At 72.7% G+C, this 18,280-nt stretch carries 20 protein-coding genes; 14 read left to right on the top strand and 6 right to left on the bottom strand.

What is annotated here, in order from left to right:
* On the top strand, positions 1 to 429 hold the full coding sequence (locus IEY98_RS15735) for a DoxX family protein (protein ID WP_189211171.1): 429 nt from the start codon (positions 1 to 3) through the stop codon (positions 427 to 429).
* Positions 430 to 439: 10 nt separating this feature from the next.
* Here IEY98_RS15735 and IEY98_RS15730 read toward each other — a convergent pair whose 3' ends face one another.
* Positions 440 to 2,455, bottom strand: a complete 2,016-nt coding sequence (locus tag IEY98_RS15730) for a cellulose binding domain-containing protein (protein WP_189211170.1) — start codon at positions 2,453 to 2,455, stop codon at positions 440 to 442.
* A gap of 37 nt (positions 2,456 to 2,492) precedes the next feature.
* Entirely contained in the window at positions 2,493 to 3,476 is a 984-nt protein-coding gene (locus IEY98_RS15725) for a helix-turn-helix transcriptional regulator (RefSeq protein WP_189211169.1), read from the bottom strand.
* A 140-nt stretch (positions 3,477 to 3,616) separates the two neighbouring features.
* Between IEY98_RS15725 and IEY98_RS15720 the strand changes: the two genes are divergently transcribed.
* A complete protein-coding gene (locus IEY98_RS15720) occupies positions 3,617 to 4,078 on the top strand; it encodes a VOC family protein (protein WP_189211168.1) in 462 nt (153 codons plus the stop codon).
* A gap of 8 nt (positions 4,079 to 4,086) precedes the next feature.
* Here IEY98_RS15720 and IEY98_RS15715 read toward each other — a convergent pair whose 3' ends face one another.
* A complete protein-coding gene (locus IEY98_RS15715) occupies positions 4,087 to 4,302 on the bottom strand; it encodes a hypothetical protein (protein WP_189211167.1) in 216 nt (71 codons plus the stop codon).
* A 203-nt stretch (positions 4,303 to 4,505) separates the two neighbouring features.
* Between IEY98_RS15715 and IEY98_RS15710 the strand changes: the two genes are divergently transcribed.
* From IEY98_RS15710 to IEY98_RS15700, 3 genes are read left to right on the top strand one after another with little or no spacing between them, the layout of a single operon-like run.
* Positions 4,506 to 5,807: an NsdA family TPR-like regulatory protein gene (locus tag IEY98_RS15710; protein WP_229786941.1), complete on the top strand. Its 1,302-nt coding sequence runs from the start codon at positions 4,506 to 4,508 to the stop codon at positions 5,805 to 5,807.
* A 31-nt stretch (positions 5,808 to 5,838) separates the two neighbouring features.
* Positions 5,839 to 6,477 carry a 2'-5' RNA ligase family protein gene (locus tag IEY98_RS15705; RefSeq protein ID WP_229786940.1) on the top strand — a complete coding sequence of 213 codons (639 nt, stop codon included), beginning with the start codon at positions 5,839 to 5,841 and terminating at the stop codon, positions 6,475 to 6,477.
* Positions 6,461 to 6,904: a GNAT family N-acetyltransferase gene (locus tag IEY98_RS15700; protein ID WP_189211166.1), complete on the top strand. Its 444-nt coding sequence runs from the start codon at positions 6,461 to 6,463 to the stop codon at positions 6,902 to 6,904. Before IEY98_RS15705 ends, IEY98_RS15700 begins: the two co-directional genes overlap by 17 nt.
* 33 nt (positions 6,905 to 6,937) lie before the next feature.
* On the opposite strand, the gene IEY98_RS15695 is transcribed toward IEY98_RS15700, so the two are convergent.
* Positions 6,938 to 7,450, bottom strand: a complete 513-nt coding sequence (locus tag IEY98_RS15695) for a MarR family winged helix-turn-helix transcriptional regulator (protein ID WP_189211165.1) — start codon at positions 7,448 to 7,450, stop codon at positions 6,938 to 6,940.
* A gap of 92 nt (positions 7,451 to 7,542) precedes the next feature.
* Between IEY98_RS15695 and IEY98_RS15690 the strand changes: the two genes are divergently transcribed.
* The 5 genes from IEY98_RS15690 to IEY98_RS15670 all read left to right on the top strand — a co-directional run bounded on the left by IEY98_RS15690 (position 7,543) and on the right by IEY98_RS15670 (position 13,076).
* On the top strand, positions 7,543 to 8,442 hold the full coding sequence (locus IEY98_RS15690) for an EamA family transporter (protein WP_189211164.1): 900 nt from the start codon (positions 7,543 to 7,545) through the stop codon (positions 8,440 to 8,442).
* Positions 8,443 to 8,465: 23 nt separating this feature from the next.
* The gene (locus IEY98_RS15685) at positions 8,466 to 9,329 is read left to right on the top strand and encodes an SDR family oxidoreductase (protein WP_189211163.1); all 864 of its coding nucleotides are present in this window, start codon (positions 8,466 to 8,468) and stop codon (positions 9,327 to 9,329) included.
* A 227-nt stretch (positions 9,330 to 9,556) separates the two neighbouring features.
* Positions 9,557 to 10,096, top strand: coding sequence for a class I SAM-dependent DNA methyltransferase (locus IEY98_RS15680; protein WP_189211162.1), 540 nt, complete (start codon positions 9,557 to 9,559; stop codon positions 10,094 to 10,096).
* 109 nt (positions 10,097 to 10,205) lie between these two features.
* Complete coding sequence (locus tag IEY98_RS15675) at positions 10,206 to 12,593, top strand: ATP-binding cassette domain-containing protein (protein WP_189211161.1); 2,388 nt, start codon at positions 10,206 to 10,208, stop codon at positions 12,591 to 12,593.
* Between the two features lie 63 nt (positions 12,594 to 12,656).
* Complete coding sequence (locus IEY98_RS15670) at positions 12,657 to 13,076, top strand: CBS domain-containing protein (RefSeq protein ID WP_189211160.1); 420 nt, start codon at positions 12,657 to 12,659, stop codon at positions 13,074 to 13,076.
* Between the two features lie 36 nt (positions 13,077 to 13,112).
* On the opposite strand, the gene IEY98_RS15665 is transcribed toward IEY98_RS15670, so the two are convergent.
* Both IEY98_RS15665 and IEY98_RS15660 read right to left on the bottom strand, forming a co-directional pair.
* Positions 13,113 to 13,676, bottom strand: a complete 564-nt coding sequence (locus IEY98_RS15665) for a DUF4396 domain-containing protein (protein ID WP_189211159.1) — start codon at positions 13,674 to 13,676, stop codon at positions 13,113 to 13,115.
* Positions 13,677 to 13,726: 50 nt separating this feature from the next.
* Positions 13,727 to 14,242, bottom strand: coding sequence for a carboxymuconolactone decarboxylase family protein (locus IEY98_RS15660; RefSeq protein WP_189211158.1), 516 nt, complete (start codon positions 14,240 to 14,242; stop codon positions 13,727 to 13,729).
* A gap of 213 nt (positions 14,243 to 14,455) precedes the next feature.
* Between IEY98_RS15660 and IEY98_RS15655 the strand changes: the two genes are divergently transcribed.
* Genes IEY98_RS15655 through IEY98_RS15640 form a run of 4 tightly spaced genes read left to right on the top strand, consistent with a single transcriptional unit; the run spans position 14,456 to position 18,223 of the window.
* Complete coding sequence (locus IEY98_RS15655; protein WP_189211157.1) at positions 14,456 to 14,737, top strand: metal-sensitive transcriptional regulator; 282 nt, start codon at positions 14,456 to 14,458, stop codon at positions 14,735 to 14,737.
* A gap of 19 nt (positions 14,738 to 14,756) precedes the next feature.
* The gene (locus IEY98_RS15650) at positions 14,757 to 14,963 is read left to right on the top strand and encodes a heavy-metal-associated domain-containing protein (protein ID WP_189211156.1); all 207 of its coding nucleotides are present in this window, start codon (positions 14,757 to 14,759) and stop codon (positions 14,961 to 14,963) included.
* Positions 14,964 to 14,975: 12 nt separating this feature from the next.
* The gene (locus IEY98_RS15645) at positions 14,976 to 15,935 is read left to right on the top strand and encodes a DUF8832 domain-containing protein (protein ID WP_189211155.1); all 960 of its coding nucleotides are present in this window, start codon (positions 14,976 to 14,978) and stop codon (positions 15,933 to 15,935) included.
* An 11-nt stretch (positions 15,936 to 15,946) separates the two neighbouring features.
* Positions 15,947 to 18,223 carry a heavy metal translocating P-type ATPase gene (locus IEY98_RS15640; protein WP_189211154.1) on the top strand — a complete coding sequence of 759 codons (2,277 nt, stop codon included), beginning with the start codon at positions 15,947 to 15,949 and terminating at the stop codon, positions 18,221 to 18,223.
* Positions 18,224 to 18,280 lie beyond the last annotated feature (57 nt).

Raw genomic sequence — 18,280 nt, 5'->3', positions numbered from 1 at the left:
ATGACCATCCCCGCACCCGCCCGTGACCTTGCCGTGCTGCTTGCCCGTGTTGCCGTCGGTGTCGTGTTCTTCGCGCACGGTTGGCAGAAGCTGTTCACCAACGGCATGGAGGGCACCACGGCGTTCTTCGAGCAGGTCGGCGTGCCTGCCGCGCCCGTGGCGGCCTGGTTCGCCACCATCGTGGAGCTCGCGGGCGGCGTCGCGCTGGTCATCGGGCTTGCCGTGCCCGTCGTCGGTCTGCTGCTGCTCGTCGACATGATCGGCGCGTTCGCGTTCGTCCACGCGAGTGCGGGCCTGTTCGTCGCCGAGGGCGGGTACGAGTTCGTCCTCGTGCTCGGCGCGGCCGCGCTGGTGCTGGCCGCCGTCGGTGCGGGCCGCTACAGCGTCGACCACCTGCTCACCGGCCGTCGTCAGGCGGTCCGCGCCTGACGACCGGCCCTCACCGGGTCGTGCAGTGGGTCCCGTTGAGCGTGAACACCCGCGGCGGCACGTTGGGTCCGTGGTACGAGGCGACGAAACCGGCGGTGACCGTCTCCCCGGGGGCGATCACCCGGTTCCCGTCGGCATTGGCCACCCGGACGGTCGCGCCGGTCTGGGTCCAGGTCGCGTTCCAGCCGCTGTCCACCCGCTGCCACCCGGTGGGCCAGTCGAAGGCCAGCGTCCAGCTGTCGACGGGCCGCGTCCCGGTGTTGGTGATGTCGACGTTGCCCACATAACCGTTGCCCCAGTTCGTGACGTCGGTCAGCCTGACCGCGCACGTCGACGTGGCGGGCGTGGCCGTGGTGAACTCGACCGGCGGCGACGCCCAGGACACCTTGCCCGCGCCGTCGCGGGCGATCAGGTTGACCGTGTAGCGGGTGCTCGGGGTGAGGTTGTGGACCGTGAAGGACGTGCCGGTCGTCTCGCCCCACTGCTCGGTGTGCGCGCCTGACTGCCGGTGGATCTCGTACTTGACGCCGGGCGCGGCGGCGGGCCAGGTGAGCGTCGCGGTCCGGTCGGTCGCCGTCGCGGTCGGCCGGGCGGGCGCTGCCGGTCCGGTCACCTCGGCGGTCGGACGCAGCAGCAGCGTGGTGATCGAGTAGGGCTCGACCGCGACGGACGCGCTGGCTCCCGTCGTGGTGGTGATCGCCGTGTCCCCGTTGCCGTGGCTGAGGACCTCGGCGCTCGCCGCGGGGGAGTAGCCCGCGTAGTCGAGGGCGACGGTCTTGGCGTTCTCGGGGTCCCGGTTGACCAGCATGACCGCGAGACCGCCGTCGGCTTTGCGCGTGGCGTGCGCCTTGACCATCGGGTCGGATGACGCCGCCGCGACGAACTGGTCGCCGGGCTCGGCCAGCCGTGAGGTCATCGCCAGCGCGTGGTAGGGCGCGAACGGCGTATTGAGCGCGGGCTGGCAGACCGTGCCGTCGGCGGAGCAGTTCCCGCTGGAGAGCAGGCCGAAGTCGTCGTAGTCGGTGTGCCCGGCGACGGTCGTGACGTTCCCCATGCCGTTGTGGACGTTCCACCAGTCCACATTGAACACGCCGTTCGCCAGCAGCGAGGCGTACGCGTCGGCGGCGAACAGCGCGCCGGGCTGGGTGTTGCGGCCGTACGTCGTGTTCAGCTCGGTGAACGCGATCCCGAGGTCCTTGCCCGCGTGCCGGGCGATCTGCTCGCGCGCCATCCGCACCATGACCGGCGCGTGGTCGGCCCTGGCCAGCGTCGCCGCACCGGAGCCGCCCGCGGGATACCAGTGCAGGATCACGAAGTCGATGTGCGGACCGGCAACCGACAGCACGACCTCGTTCCACGGCCCGGCGTCGCCCGCCGCGGTGATGCCGTCCGGCCACTCGCCGGGCGTGGTGAGCACCGCGCCGACCTGGATGCCCGGGTCGACGGCCTTCATCGCCAGCGCGTACTCCTTGACCAGGTTCGCGTACCCGGCCGGGCTCTTGTCGGGATGCTCGTCGGCCTCCCACTCCGCGCCGTAGTGGCCGTTGCCGTACAGCTCGTTGCCGATCTCCCAGTACTGGACGCCGTAGCCCTTCTCCACGTTGGCGTAGCGGACCCACGCCGCGGCCTCCTCGGGCGTGCCGGTGCCGTAGTTGGCGGTCACCATCGCCTGGCCGCCCGCGCGCCGCACCCCGGCCATGAACGTGTCGAAGTCGGTCCCCGGCGCGACGTAGCCGCCCGGGGCGGTGTGGTCGCGCCAGTGGTAGATGTCGGAGTACGAGCCGCCCGGGTAGCGCATGGCCTGGATCCCCGCGCCCCGCAACAGGTCCGCGACCTCCGGCGTGCCCAGCTGGGAGTCCCAGATCGCGTGGTTCACCCCGATCGCGGCGTCGCCGACCGCCTCCAGCCCGGCGCGCGCGTTGACCGTCACCTCGACGTCGGCCCCCGGCTGCGCCTGGGACGGCGGTGCGGCCAGGAGGGCGGCGGCCAGGGCGGGGACCAGCAGGGCGGCGCGACGCGGGGTCATCGGCGATCCTCTTCGGCCGAAGCGACTGGGAGCGCTCTCAGCCTGGAGTGTCCGACTGCGCGTTGTCAACATCGGGCATGGCCCCCAGCAGCCGCTCGGCCAGCACGCGGCAGCGGTCGCGCAGCTCCGGCGGATCGACCACTGTGAAGCGGTGGCCCAGCAGCACGACGTGCATGAGCGCGAAATCGAGGCTGCCCGCGCCGCTGACGACCTCGCACCGGTCGCCGTCGAGCGGCCGGACGACGGCGGCGGCGGGCGGGATCTGCGCGCGCACCGCCTCCGCGGGCGCGTGGACGAGGAAACGCGCCTGGTGGCGGTAGACGCGGCTCGCGACGCCCTCCTGGACGTACGCCGCCGCGTCCGGGGCGGGGCGCGGGCGGAAGCGCCAGCCGCGGGCGGCCACGTCGGTCATCCGGTCGACCCGGAAGGTGCGCCAGTCGTCGCGGTCGAGGTCGTAGGCGAGCAGGTACCAGCGCCGGTCGGAGGCGACCAGGCGGTAGGGCTCCACCCGACGCCGCCGCATCCGGTCCCCGGACGGGTAGTCGAAGCCCGCCTCGACCTCGTCGCGGCACGCCCTGGCGAGCGTCATGAGCACGTCCGGGGCGACCGGCGCGCGACCGCCGCCGAAGGACTCCACCGCCGAGGACAGCGCGCGCACCTCGTGCCGCAGGCGGGTGGGCAGGACGCGGTCGAGTTTGGCCAGCGCGCCCAGCGCGGCCTCGTCCGCGCCCGTCACCGTGCCGGTGAGCAGCGCGACCGCGGTAGCGATCGCCTCGGTGTCGTCGAGCAGCAGCGGCGGCAGCTCCTGTCCGGCGCCGAGCTGGTAGCCCCCGCCGACGCCGTTGGCGGCGTGCACCGGATAGCCGAGCGCGCGCAGCCGTTCGACGTCGCGGCGGACCGTGCGCGCGGTGACCCCCAGCCGCGCGGCGAGTTCCGGCCCGGTCCACACCCGGCGTCGTTGCAACAGGCCGAGCAGGGCCAGGACGCGCTCCGCCGTGCCTCGCTCATCGCCGCCCGCCATGGCACCACCCTGCCAGAAATAGCGGACACCACCTGTCCGCTATCGGTGTCAGGGTGAGCACATGGACGCCTGAGACCGAACCCTGGTCCGGTCGTCCAGACCATTCCCGTCCGCATGGCACACCCACACGGAGCAACCCGATGAGCCGACAGATCCAGATCACCTTCGACGCCCACGACCCGCGCGCGCTGTCCTCCTTCTGGCGCGACGCGCTGGGGTACGTCCACCCCGGCCCGCCCGGGGTCGAACTGCCCGAGGGCGCCGACCCGCTGGCCGCGTGGGACGACTTCCTCGCGCGCGTCGGCGTTCCCGAGGACCAGCGCAACACCAGGTCGGCCATCGAGGACCCGGACGGGCAGGGCCCCCGGCTGTTCTTCCAGCAGGTGCCGGAGGACAAGGTCGCCAAGAACCGCATCCACATCGACGTCCGCGCCGCGCCCGGCGCGCGCGGCGATGAGCGGATGGCCGCGCTGGAGGCCGAATGCGACCGGCTCGTCGCCCTGGGCGCGACCCGGATCCGGCGGCACGAGCCGGAACCGCCGATGAGCGCGGGCTTCATCGTGATGGCCGACCCCGAGGGCAACGAGTTCTGCCTGGACTGAAAGCCCGATCAGCCCTCGATGATCGGGTGCGGCGCGTGTTCCCTGACCAGGCGTGCCGTCTGCTCCAGCACACCCGCGAGCGCGTCGGCCTTCTCCGGTGTCGCCCACCCGACGATCAGCCCGTTGGCGTAGTTGCGCATCAGCGGCAGGAGGTCTTCCAGTGTGTCGGCGAGCCTGGTGACCGCGGAGACAAGGTCGACCTGCTCAGGTGTTGTGTAGTTCACGAGGTCTCCGGGTGACGCATGTTTCCCCCACTTCCCCCACGACCACGCGAACGGCGGTGACGCCGGACATGGAGATCGCGGTCATACCGCCAGGGTGCCCGGCCGCGCTCCGCGCGTACAGCGCAGACCGAGGGGCAACCGTGGGCAGCCCGGGGCAGATCATGATCAATGACGCCCCGGGTCCGCGCGGATAGACTTGATCCGTGTCCGAGCCCAACGGCCGACTCCGCGCCGCCCGCCACCGCACCCCGTCGCGGCGCGTGCCCGGGGAGCCGATGAGCCGCGCCGAACTGGCGGAAGCGGTCAACGCGTGGTTATGGGAGAGCACGGGTAAGCGCTACGACCTCGACGCCCGTGCCGTCGGCCGCTGGGAACGCGGCGTGGTGCGCTGGCCTGCCGCGCACTACCGCGCCGCGCTGCGGCAGGTCCTCCGCGCGCCGGACGACACGGCGCTCGGCTTCGCCCCCACCGGCTGGGCGCCGACCGCATCCCCGCACGCCGGTATCGACCTGGAGGGGGTTGTGATGGACGCCGCCGACGAGTCGGCAGCACTGCTGGCGAGGATCGAGGCGACCAACGTCGGGGACCTGACCGTCGACCAGCTCCACGCCGACGTGCGGCGCGTCGCCGCCACGTACCTGAGCGTCCCCACCATGCCGCTGTTCGCCCGCACGCGCGCCCTGCGCGACCGCGCTTTCGCTTTGCTGGAAGGAAGACAGCGGCCCGCGCAGGCGCGGGAGCTGTACGCGGCCGCGGGGTGGTCGCTGACCCTGCTGGCCTGGATGACGGTCGACCTCGGCCGACCGGCGGTGGCCGAGACGCACGCCAGGACCGCGTGGGCGTGCGCGGAGAACGCCGACCACGACGGGCTCCGCGCGTGGGTGCGCGCCACCCAGCACACCGCCGCGTTCTGGCAGGACGACTACACCCGCGCCGCCCAGTTCGCCGCCGACGGCCTCGCCCACGCCCAAGGAACCGCGCGCACGTTCCTGGCCAGCGCTTACGCGCTGGACCTCGCCCGGCTCGGCCGCGACGAGCAGGCGCGCGAGGCCGTCGTCACCGCGCAGCGCAACGCCGACACCGCCGACGTCCGCGACGACGACGTGCCTGGCCCGTTCACCTGCGGGCCGGAGCGCGCTGCCGGGTTCTGGTCCGACGCCGCGCTGTCCCTCGGCGAGCCCGCCGTCACCGCGGAGCAGGCCGACCGGGCTGTGAGCAGGCTCGACACCCTGCCCGCCGAACGGCGCAATCCCGGCTCCGAGCGCATGGTCCGCCTGCAGCAGGTCAAGGCGCGGCTCGCGCTGGGCGAGCTGGACGGGGCCGCGGACGCGCTCGCGCCGGTCATGGCCACCGCGCCCGAGCACCGGGTCCGGCCGCTGCTGCACCGGCTCGCCGAGGTCCGCGCGGCCACCGCCGCCTTCCCGGGCGAGCCCATCGCCGAGCGGATGCGCGAGGAGATCACCGAGTTCGCCCGGCACCCGGTCATCGCCGAGCTGACGGCCTGAACCCGTTGTCCCCCAACCGGAAGAGGTGCGCGTGACCGAGCATGAGCGCATGCGGGACCACTGGTGGTGGCGGCCCGGCTGGCGGGTGGGCCGGTCGTTCTACACCTGGCACTTCACCTTCGCCGCCGATCCCGCGGCCGCCCGGCTCGTCGCCGACTACGCGCCCCTGGTGCGGGCGCTGCCGATGCTGGACCCGGTTCCGGTGCGCTGGCTGCACCTCACGACCCAGGGCGTCGGCTTCACCGACGAGGTCGCTCGCGGCGACCTCGACCGGATCGTCGAGGCGGCCCGGGAGCGCTGCGCGCGCCTGTCGCCGTTCACGATCACGTTGGGTCCGGCCTATGTGGACGCCGAGACGATCCAGTTGCCCGCCTCCCCGGCGCAGCCCCTCACCGAGGTCCGCCGGTCCCTGCGCGACGCGATCGCGGCGGTGTGGGGAGCGGACAAGGTGCCCGAGTCCGCCGACGGCTTCCGCGCGCACGTCACCCTGGCGTACTCCAACTCGGCGGGGCCGAGGGAGCCGATCGCCAAGGCCCTCGCCGACCACGGCGACCACACCGCCGCCGTCACGATCGCCGCGGTCTCCCTGATCGACCTGAACCGCGACCGCCGCGCGTACGAGTGGGCGGAGGTCGCGTCGGTGGCGCTGGGCGATGATCCGGCCAGCTGACCCCGCCGACGCGGCGGCGATGGCGGAGGTGTGGCTGCGTTCCTTCACCGCCGCGCTGCCGGGGGTCCGCCGCGCCCACGACGACGACGCGGTGCGCCGGTGGTTCACCCACGTCGTGGTGCCGCGCGGCGAAAGCTGGGTCGCGGTGGCCGATGGCGCGGTGGTGGGTCTGCTGGTGCTTGACGGCCGGGAACTGGACCAGCTCTACCTGGACCCGTCGTGGCGCGGACGGGGACTGGGAAACCGATTCCTGGACCTGGCCAAACGCCTGCGTCCGGACGGCTTGGCGTTGTGGACCTTCCAGGCCAACCATCCCGCCCGCCGCTTCTACGAACGGCACGGCTTCGTCGCGGTGGACAGCACGGACGGCAGCCGCAACGAGGAGCGGGAGCCCGACATCCGCTATGTCTGGCGGCCCGAGCGGTAGCCCGTCCCGACTGGCGTCCTGATTGGACGGAACTCACTCCACCGCGTCGCCTCCGGGAACGTCGCCCAGCCCGATCAGCAGCTTGCGCAGCAGTCTCGCCAGTTCGCGCTGTTCGTCGGCGTTCAGGCACGACAGCGCGCGTTCCTCATGGGACACATGGTGTTCCAGGACGTCCTCGACCGCGGTCCAGCCGCTCTCGGTCAGGGTGATGACCACCGAGCGGCGGTTCCCGGGGTCGGTCTCGCGGGTGACCAGGCCGCGGGCGACCAGCCGGTCGATGCGGTTGGTGATCGCGCCCGAGGTGACCATGGAACTCGCGGACAGCGCGCCCGCGGTGAGCCGGTACGGCGGGCCGGACCGGCGCAGGGTGCCCAGGATGTCGAACTCCCACAGCTGCAGGCCGTGCCGGGCGAAGTTCTCGGTCAGCCCGCGCTCCAGCAGGCGGCTCGCCCGCTGCACGCGGCCGACGACGCCCATCGGCGCTGCCGCGAGATCGGGACGTTCCGCGGCCCACTGCCGCAGCACCCGGTCGACGTGGTCGCCCATCCGCATCCTCCTCGGGACCCGAAGCGGTTGACGGAGCCTAACAAGCACCCTTAAAGTCTTCGATGTTAAACAATTCAATGTTGAGAGGTTTGATGACGCACGCTCCCGCCCGGGCCGCACCGCGCACGGCGGCCTTCACCGCGATGGCCGCCGTCGCCCCCATCAGCTGGGGCACGACGTACCTGGTGACCACCGAGTTCCTGCCGCCGGACCGCCCGCTGCTCTCCGCCGTGCTGCGCACGCTCCCGGCCGGGCTCGCGGTCCTGGCGCTGACCAGGACGCTGCCGCGCGGCGGGTGGTGGTGGCGCGCGGCGGTGCTGGGCGCGCTCAACATCGGCGCGTTCAACGCGCTGCTGTTCGTCGCCGCCTACCGGCTGCCCGGCGGGGTCGCGGCGACCCTCACCGCGACGCAGCCGCTCCTCGTCGCCGGGCTCGCCCTGGCGCTGCTGGGGGAGCGGCCGACGGGATGGCGGCTCGGCTGGGGCGTCGCGGGCGTGGCCGGGGTCGCCCTGATGGTGCTGCGCGCGGAGGCGGGCTTCGACGTGCTCGGCATCGTGGCGGGCGGCGCGGCGGCGGCCTCGATGGCCGCGGGCATCGTGCTCACCAAACGCTGGGGCAAACCGGACGGCGTGGGCCTGCTGCCGTTCACCGGGTGGCAGCTCGCCGCGGGCGGCCTGCTGCTCGTGCCGTTCGCGGCCGTCGAGGGGCCGCTGCCGGTGTTCGACGCGGCCGCGGTCGGCGGGTACCTGTGGCTGGCGGTCGTGGGCACGCTGGCCGCGTACGTGCTCTGGTTCCAGGGCGTGGGCAGGCTCCCGGTGACGGCGGTGTCGTTCCTCGTCCTGCTGTCCCCCGTCGTGGCGACCGTGCTGGGCTGGGCCGTGCTGGACCAGCCGCTCACCACCCTGCAGACCGCCGGGTTCGTCCTGGCCATGCTCTCGATCCTCGGCGCGCAGCTCACCCCGCAGACGGCCCGCGCGCTGCTCTCCCGCTGAATCCCCACCGGAAGGACCCGGCCATGACCCGAACCCTGCTGATCACCGGCGCCACCGGCAGCGTCTCCACCGCGTTGCTCGCCGAACTGGAGGGCTCCGACCTCCACATCCGCGCCCTGGTCCGCGACCCCACCAGGGCCACGCTGCCACCCGGCGTCGAGATCGCGACGGGCGACCTCGACGACCCGCGCTCGCTGTCAAAGGCTTTCGACGGCGTCGACGACCTGTGGCTGCTGGTCCCCAACGGACCGCGCGCCCCGGAGAACAGCTCGAACGCGCTGTGGGCCGCCCGTCAGGCGGGCGTCGAGCGGGTGGTCCGCCTCTCCGCCGTCGGCGCCGCCCACGACGCCCCGACCCGCAGCGGACGCCTCCACGCCCTATCCGACCACGAGGTGGCGGCGTGCGGGATGAACTGGACCATCCTGCGCCCCCACTGGTTCATGCAGAACCTCCTGAACGACGCGCCCGGCATCGCCGCCCACGGCACGTTCTCCTCCAACGCCGCCGCCGCCCGCCTGGGCATGATCGACGTCCGCGACATCGCCCGTTTCGCCGCACGAATACTCACCGACACCCCCACACAGCACCACGGCATGACCTACAACCCCACCGGCCCCCGCCCGGTCTCCTTCACCGAGATAGCCCGCCTCCTCACCGAAATCCTGGGCAAGCCAGTGGAGTACCACCCGGTATCCGATGAGGACCACCGCAAAGCCCTGCTGAGCCACGGGATGCCGTGGTGGATCGCCGACATGCTGATCGAATACTCGCAGGCCTACGCCAAGGGCTGGGGCGACTACGTCACAGGCGACTACGAGAAGGTGGTCGGCAGCCCGCCGCGCGATGTCGCGGAGTTCCTTCACGACTATGCCGAGGCATTCGACTGACGCTGACGGGCCTGGGATCCGCTCCCTCGGCCTCAATTGTTTAACCCTGGGAGGGCGGAGTAAAGGGCGCCTTCGGCGTCGCTGCGCGACAGGCTTCGCCTGCCCTTGACACCGCCCTCCCAGGGTTAAAGACGGCCAGGACGAGGGAGCAGGGGGCAGAGTGGTCGACGTGCCCATCACTGGTGTGCCCCGCCGCTGCGGTCCGCCCGATGTGCGACGGTAGTGCGGTGACGTGGAATGGCGAGGACTACCAGAGCCGCTTCGACCGCTTGGCCGCCGACGGCGTGGACGTGCACGGTGAGGCCACCTTCGTCCGCGCCTACACCCCCACCACCGTCCTAGACGCGGGCTGCGGGTCCGGCAGAGTCGCCATCGAACTGGCCCGCCACGGCATCGAGGTCGTCGGCGTCGACGCGGACGCCTCCATGGTCGCCGCCGCCGAGCGCCGTGCGCCGGAGTTGGTGTGGCTGCGCCGCGACCTCACCGGGCTGGACCTCGGCCGGGTGTTCGACGTGGTGGTGATGGCGGGCAACGTCCCCCTGTTCACCCCGCCGGGCACCGAGCCCGCGCTGGTCGCGGGCGCCGCCCGGCACGTGGCTCCCGGCGGGGTGCTCATCGCGGGCTTCTCCCTCGACCGCGCCTACACCCTCGCCGACTACGACGCCCACTGCGCCGCCGCGGGGCTGACGCTCGCGGAGCGGTTCGCCACCTGGTCGCGGGACCCCTTCACCGACGGTGACTACGCGGTGTCGGTCCATCGACGCTGACCAGGTGAACGGCGGTCAGGATTCGAGAAGCGCGGCCGTTCGGCGCTCACCTAGGGTGGCAGCGACGCGGTCGCCTGGAGGGGGCCGCACCAGCAGAGGGAGAACGGCCATGGCCACGAGGAAGGGCACCCGGGCGCCCGCGCCGCACGTCGCCGACGCGCACGACTGGATCCGCGTGCAGGGCGCGCGGGTGAACAACCTCAAGGACGTCAGCGTCGAGATCCCCAAGCGCAGGCTGACGGTGTTCACCGGGGTGTCCGGCTCGGGCAAGAGCTCGCTGGTGTTCGGCACCGTGGCCGCGGAGTCGCAGCGGCTGATCAACGAGACCTACAGCGCCTTCGTCCAGGGCTTCATGCCGACGCTGGCCCGGCCGGATGTCGACGTCCTCGACGGGCTGACCACCGCCATCATCGTCGACCAGCAGCGGATGGGCTCGGACCCGAGGTCGACCGTCGGCACCGCCACCGACGCCAACGCGATGCTGCGCATCCTGTTCAGCAGGCTCGGCCAGCCGCACGTCGGCTCGCCGCAGGCGTTCTCCTTCAACGTCGCCTCGATCAGCGGGGCGGGCGCGGTGACGGTCGAGCGCGCGGGCACGAAGGTGAAGGAGCGCCGCAGCTTCAGCGTCACCGGCGGCATGTGCCCGCGCTGCGAGGGCCGCGGCTCGGTCTCCGACATCGACCTCAGCCAGCTCTACGACGACTCCAAGTCCATCTCCGAGGGCGCGTTCACCATCCCCGGCTGGAAGTCCGACAGCTTCTGGACCGTGCGGGTCTACGCCGAGTCGGGCTTCGTCGACCCGGACAAGCCGATCCGCCGGTTCACCAAGAAGGAGATGCGCGACTTCCTCTACAAGGAGCCGACCAAGGTCAAGGTCGAGGGCGTCAACCTCACCTACGAGGGCCTGATCCCCAAGGTGCAGAAGTCGTTCCTGGCGAAGGACCCCGAGGCGATGCAGCCGCACATCCGCGCCTTCGTGGAGCGGGCGGTCACCTTCGCCACCTGCCCCGAGTGCGACGGCACCCGGCTGAGCGAGCTGGCCCGCTCGTCGAAGATCGCCGGGATCAGCATCGCCGACGCCTCGGCCATGCAGATCAGCGACCTGGCCGAGTGGGTGCGCGGCCTCGACGAGCCGTCGGTAGCGCCGCTGCTGGGCAAGCTGGCGCACACCCTCGACTCGTTCGTGCGGATCGGGCTGGGCTACCTCTCGCTCGACCGGCCCTCCGGCACGCTCTCCGGCGGCGAGGCCCAGCGCACCAAGATGGTCCGCCATCTCGGCTCGCCGCTCACCGACGTCACCTACGTCTTCGACGAGCCCACCACCGGCCTGCACCCGCACGACATCCAGCGGATGAACGACCTGCTGCTGCAACTGCGCGACAAGGGCAACACCGTGCTCGTGGTGGAGCACAAGCCCGAGGTGATCGAGATCGCCGACCACGTGGTCGACCTCGGCCCCGGCGCGGGCACGGCGGGCGGCGCGGTCTGCTACGAGGGCACCGTCGCCGGACTGCGCTCCAGCGCCACGGTCACCGGCCGCCACCTCGACGACCGCGCGTCGCTCAAGCCCAGCGTGCGCACGCCGACCGGCAAGGTGGAGATCCGCGGGGCCGACCGCCACAACCTGCGCGATGTCGACGTCGACGTCCCGCTGGGCGTCCTGTGCGTGGTCACCGGCGTGGCGGGCTCCGGCAAGAGCTCGCTGATCCACGGCTCCATCCCGGCGGACGTGGGCGTGGTGTCCGTCGACCAGACGCCCATCCGCGGCTCACGGCGCAGCAACCCGGCCACCTACACCGGGCTGCTGGAGCCCATCCGCAAGGCGTTCGCCAAGGCCAACGGCGTGAAGCCCGCCCTGTTCAGCGCGAACTCCGAGGGCGCGTGCCCCACCTGCAACGGCGCGGGCGTCGTCTACACCGACCTGGCGATCATGGCGGGCGTGGCCACCACCTGCGAGGAGTGCGAGGGCAAGCGGTTCCAGGCGTCGGTGCTGGAGTACCGCCTCGGCGGGCGCGACATCAGCGAGGTGCTGGCCATGTCGGTCGCTGAGGCCGAGGAGTTCTTCGGCGGCGGCGAGGCGCACACCCCGGCCGCGCACGCCGTCCTCGACCGGCTCGCCACCGTCGGCCTCGGCTACCTCACCCTCGGCCAGCCGCTGACCACGCTCTCCGGCGGCGAGCGGCAGCGGCTCAAGCTGGCCACGCACATGGCCGAGAAGGGCGGCGTCTACGTCCTCGACGAGCCGACCGCAGGCCTGCACCTCGCCGACGTCGAGCACCTGCTCGGCCTCCTCGACCGGCTGGTCGACTCGGGCAAGTCGGTCATCGTCATCGAGCACCACCAGGCGGTCATGGCGCACGCGGACTGGATCATCGACCTGGGTCCCGGCGCGGGCCACGACGGCGGCCGGGTCGTCTTCGAGGGCACCCCGGCCGACCTGGTCGCCGCCCGGTCCACCCTCACCGGCCGCCACCTCGCCGAGTACGTCGGCGGCTGACCCGGGTTTCGCCCCACCCGTGCCGGGTAAGCGTGTGCCGGACGACGAGCCCCGGGAGGGATCATGGGCCAGGCACTACGCGAGGTCATGACGGCCAACCCCGTCGCACTGCCCGGCGACACCGCGGTGCGGCAGGCGGCGGTGAAGATGCGGGAGCGCGGCATCGGTGACGTGCTGGTCGTCGACGACGGGGAGCTGACGGGCATCGTCACCGACCGCGACATCGTGGTCAGGGCCGTGGCCGAGCAGGACGACCTCGCAGGCTGCGTTCTGCGGGACGTGTGCTCGAGCGAGGTCGTCACCGCGAGCCCGGACGAGGACATCGACGCCGCGCTGGACCGCATGCGGGAGAACGCGGTCCGCCGCATCGTCGTGGTCGATAAGGGCAAGCCCGTCGGGGTCTTCTCCCTCGGCGACGCCGCCCTGGAGCGCGACCAGGACTCCGCCCTGGGCGACATCAGCTCGGCGACCGCGAACTCCTGACGCCGGGAGGAGCGCCGCGCGGGCGGCGCTCCTCCGTCAGTGGTGGTAGGCGTGCACCACCGCGTGGCCGGTGCCCCGGCCGATCAGCCACTTGTTGACCGGCCAGGTGACCAGGAAGGCCACCAGGAACGCGAAGGCGAGCGCGCCCCAGAACAGGGCGCTGGCCAGGCCCGCGTCCATGGCGCCGGGGACGACCACCATGACCCCGTTGTCGATGATCTCCATGACGGTGATGGAGACGGTGTCGGCGGCCAGCGCGATCTTGACGGCCTGCTTGAACTTCACGCCGGCCTTGAGCACGCCCCACATGGTCAGCGCGTAGCCGAAGAGGAACGCGAGGCCGACCGCGAGGGCGATCGTGGCGATCGTCCCCCAGCCCAGCGCGGTGCCGATGACCATGCCCAGGACCTCGCCGATCGCGCACCCGGTGAGGCAGTGCAGCGTGGCCGACGCCGCGACCCGCCAGCTCGCCCCGCCGTGCTGGTGGGCCCCGTGCCGGCCACCGTTCTGATGGTCACCGTGGTGATGGGCGCCGTGCTGACCGGCGTGGTCGGAGCGGCCCTGGTCGTGGGCCGGTTCGTGGTGGTGCTCTGTGGACATGGGAAACAGGCCTCCTCGGTCTGGGGATGAAGCTATACCCGCTTGGGGTATCAGGGCGAGTCGGGTTCGAGGCCCGCGACGAGGTTGAACGCGCCCGTCAGGTGGTTGAGGCTCACCAGGCCGACGACATCGGCGATCGCGCGGTCGCCCCAGCCGTGGGCCCGGACCCGGGCGAGGTCGTCGTCGGTGATCGACGCGGGCTCGGCCAGGACGCGGACGGCGAGGTCGAGCAGCGCGGTCTCGCGGTCGTCGGTGGAGACGCCCTCGCGCGCCAGGGCGATGTCGCTCTCGCTGAGACCCGCGGCGCGGGCGGCGTCGGTGTGGGCGGCCAGGCACAGCGCGCAGCCCAGCCACTCCTGCACGGCCAGGGAGATCTTCTCGCTGAGCGCGCGTGGCAGCTTCACCCGCTTGATGGCGCGGGACAGGTCGAGGTAGCCCTGCAGGAGCGCGGGGGAGTGGGCCATGGTGGCGACCATCGGCCCCGGCGCCCCCCGTCGGGCGGTCAGCTCGGCGAGCAGGTCCCGGGAGTGCGCGGGCGGCTCGGCGGGCGGCTGGATGCGGACCATGCTGATCTCTCGCCTCCACTGCGACGTCGGTGCCTATACCTCTAGGGGGTATGGGCAGCGGCGAAGGTAGCACCGCGGTTATGCATACGGCAAGGGGGTATGCTGCCGTGACGCGCGACACCCGGCTCCACGGTTTGACAGGGATACCCCCTGGGGGTAGAAATGAGCCATACCCCCACAGGGTTACCGACGACCGGCGAAGGGAGGGGCGGCATGAACGGCTACGCCCAGGACAAGGATGCCTACCTCAAGCGACTGAAGCGCATCGAGGGTCAGGTGCGCGGGCTGCACCGGATGGTGGAGAGCGATGAGTACTGCATCGACGTGCTGACCCAGATCTCCGCGGTCACCAAGGCCCTGCAGGCGGTGTCGATCGGCCTGATCGACGAGCACCTGAAGCACTGCGTGGCCCAGGCCGTCGCCGAGGGCGGGGAGACCGCCGACGCGAAGGTCGCCGAGGCCAGCGCCGCGATCGCACGGCTCGTGCGGTCCTAGAACCGACAGAGGGAACGCCATGACCGAGACCACCTACACCGTGACCGGGATGACCTGCGGGCACTGCGCCGCCTCCGTGCGTGAGGAGGTCGGCACGATCGACGGTGTGCAGAACATCGACGTCGACGTGCCCACCGGCAAGGTCACCGTCGTCAGCGCCCAGCCGCTCGACCGGGAGCGCGTGCGCGCCGCGGTCGAGGAGGCGGGCTACCAGCTGACCGCGTAGGAAGCGACTGACATGAACACAGCAGGGAAGCTCGCCGCCTACGGTGCGGCCGTCGTCCTGGTCGCCGCGGGCGCCTGGGCCGTCGGCTCCGCTGTCGGCCCCTTCCCCGGCGCGGCCGGGGTGCCCGAGGCCGAGGGCCCCGGGCACGGGGGCGGTCACAGCGACACCGTCGCGGCGACCCCCCATGAGCCCGCCGGGCTCGCGTCGTCCAAGGGCGGTTACACCCTCACCCCTGTCTCGACGACGCTGACCGCGGGCCGCCAACAGCCCTTCTCCTTCCGCGTCACCGGCCCCGACGGCCACCCCGTCACCGCCTTCGACGTGTCGCACGACAAGCGGATGCACCTGATCGTGGTGCGCCGCGACCTCAGCGGGTTCCAGCACGTCCACCCGGAGATGTCCGGGGACGGCGTCTGGTCGGTCCCGCTGACGGTCGACGACCCGGGCGTGTACCGGGCGTTCGCCGACTTCGTGCCGACCGGCGGCCAGGGGCTCACGCTCGGCGTCGACCTCTTCGCCGACGGCGACGCCCAGCGCGTCGAGCACCAGGACTCGTGGGCCGACGAGGTCGACGGCTACCGGGTCCAGCTCTCCGGCGACCTCGTCGCGGGCCGCTCGTCGGAGGTCACCGCGACGGTGACCAAGGACGGCGTGCCGGTCACCGACCTGCAGCCCTACCTGGGCGCCTACGGCCACCTGGTCGCGCTGCGCTCCGGGGACCTGGCGTACCTGCACGTGCACCCGGACGGCACGCCCGGCGACGGGCGCACCCAGGCGGGCCCGGACATCGGGTTCGGCGTGGAGGTCCCGACCGGGGGCGCCTACCGCCTGTTCCTGGACTTCCAGCACGACGGCGAGGTGCGGACCGCCGAGTTCACGGTCACCGTGAGCGACCACGCGCCCAGGCCGACGGCCACGCCCCCGTCCGACGACGGCGGCGCGGGGCACGGCGAGCCCGGACACGGGCACTAGGGGAGGACGCCATGACATCGGACACCCGGGCGCTGCCCGCCGCCACCGGCGAGGTCGAACTCGCCATCAGCGGGATGACGTGCGCCTCCTGCGCCAACCGCATCGAGCGCAAGCTGAACAAGCTGGACGGCGTCACCGCCAGCGTCAACTACGCCACGGAGAAGGCCAAGGTCGTCTTCCCGGCCGACATGGACCCGGCCACGCTGGTCGAGCAGGTCGAGGCCGCGGGCTACGCGGCCGCCCTGCCGAAGCCGCCCGCGTCGGGTGAGCCCGAGGCGCCCGCCGAAGAGGAGGACGCCACCCGCTCGCTGCGGCAGCGGCTGATCGGGTCGGCCGTGCTGTCGGCGCCGGTCATCGCGATGGCGATGGTCCCGGCGCTGCAGTTCACCTACTGGCAGTGGATCTCGCTGGCCCTGGCCGGGCCGGTGATCGTGTGGGCGGCGTGGCCGTTCCACAAGGCGGCGTGGGCCAACCTCCGGCACGGCGCGGCCACCATGGACACGCTGATCTCGATGGGCACCATCGCGGCGTTCCTGTGGTCGCTCTACGCGCTGCTGTGGGGAACCGCGGGCGAGCCGGGGATGACGCACCCGTTCGAGCTGACCATCCAACGGATGAGCGGCGAGGCCAACATCTACCTGGAGGTCGCCGCCGGGGTGACCACGTTCATCCTGGCCGGGCGCTACTTCGAGGCCCGCTCCAAGCGCCGGGCGGGCGCGGCCCTGCGGGCGCTGCTGGAACTGGGCGCGAAGGACGTCGCCGTGCTGCGCGACGGCCGCGAGACGCGGATCCCGGTCGACCGGTTGGCCGTGGGGGACCGGTTCGTGGTGCGTCCCGGCGAGAAGATCGCCACGGACGGCGTCGTCGAGGACGGGTCGTCCGCGGTCGACGCGAGCATGCTGACCGGCGAGTCCGTGCCGGTCGAGGTCGGGCCGGGCAGCGAGGTCGTCGGGGCCACGGTGAACGCGGGCGGCAGGCTCGTCGTCCGCGCCACCCGGGTCGGCTCCGACACTCAGCTGGCGCGGATGGCCAAGCTGGTCGAGGACGCGCAGACCGGCAAGGCCGAGGTCCAGCGGCTTGCCGACCGCGTGTCGGGCGTCTTCGTGCCGATCGTGATCGCGCTGGCCGCCGGGACGCTGGCGTTCTGGCTGGGCGCGGGCGGCAGCGTGGCGGCGGCTTTCACCGCCGCGGTCGCGGTGCTGATCATCGCCTGCCCGTGCGCGCTGGGTCTGGCCACGCCGACCGCGCTGCTGGTCGGCACCGGCCGGGGCGCCCAGCTGGGCGTGCTGATCAAGGGCCCCGAGGTCCTGGAGTCCACCCGCCGCGTCGACACCGTGGTGCTGGACAAGACCGGCACGGTCACCACCGGCCAGATGTCGCTGGTCGAGGTCCACGTCGCCGAGGGCGTCGACCGGGCCGAGGCGCTGCGCCTGGCCGGTGCGGTGGAGGACGCCTCCGAGCACCCGATCGCCCAGGCCGTCGCCCGCGGCGCCCGCGAGGAGGTCGGCGAGCTGCCCTCGGTGGCGGACTTCGGCAACGTCGAGGGCCTCGGCGTCCAGGGCGTGGTGGACGGGCACGGCGTGATCGTGGGCCGCACGGCACTGCTGGAGCAGTGGTCCCAGCACCTGCCCGCCGACCTCGCCGAGGCGAAGGCGGCAGCGGAACAGCGCGGCCGGACCGCCGTGGCCGTCGGCTGGGACGGGCGGGCCCGCGCGGTCCTGGTCGTCGCCGACACGGTCAAGCCGACCTCGGCCGAGGCCATCCGCGAGCTGCGGGCCCTCGGGCTGACCCCGGTCCTGCTGACCGGCGACAACGAGGCCGTGGCCAGGTCGGTCGCCGCTGAGGTGGGCATTTCCGAGGTGATCGCCGAGGTCCTGCCCGAGGACAAGGTCGACGCGGTCAAGCGACTGCAGGCCGACGGCCGGGTGGTGGCCATGGTCGGCGACGGCGTGAACGACGCCGCCGCGCTCGCCCAGGCCGACCTCGGCCTGGCCATGGGCACCGGCACCGACGCCGCCATCGAGGCGGCCGACCTGACCCTGGTGCGCGGCGACCTGCTCGCCGCCGTCGACGCCATCCGGCTCTCGCGGCGGACGCTGGCCACGATCAAGGGCAACCTGTTCTGGGCCTTCGCCTACAACGTCGCCGCCCTGCCGCTGGCCGCGGCCGGGCTGCTCAACCCGATGCTCGCGGGCGCGGCGATGGCGTTCAGCTCGGTGTTCGTGGTGACGAACAGCCTGCGACTGCGCGGCTTCCGCGGCATCAGGCCCGAGGCGACGGCGGCGTGATCCCCCCGACCGCGGGCCCGCGTCCCCTCGGGGGCGCGGGCCCGCGCGTCGGTACGA

This window comes from Actinokineospora fastidiosa (assembly GCF_014648415.1).
In the GTDB taxonomy this organism is placed as follows: domain Bacteria; phylum Actinomycetota; class Actinomycetes; order Mycobacteriales; family Pseudonocardiaceae; genus Actinokineospora; species Actinokineospora fastidiosa.
Note: the sequence above shows the minus strand (reverse complement) of the source record. Positions and strands in the feature narration are given on the sequence as shown.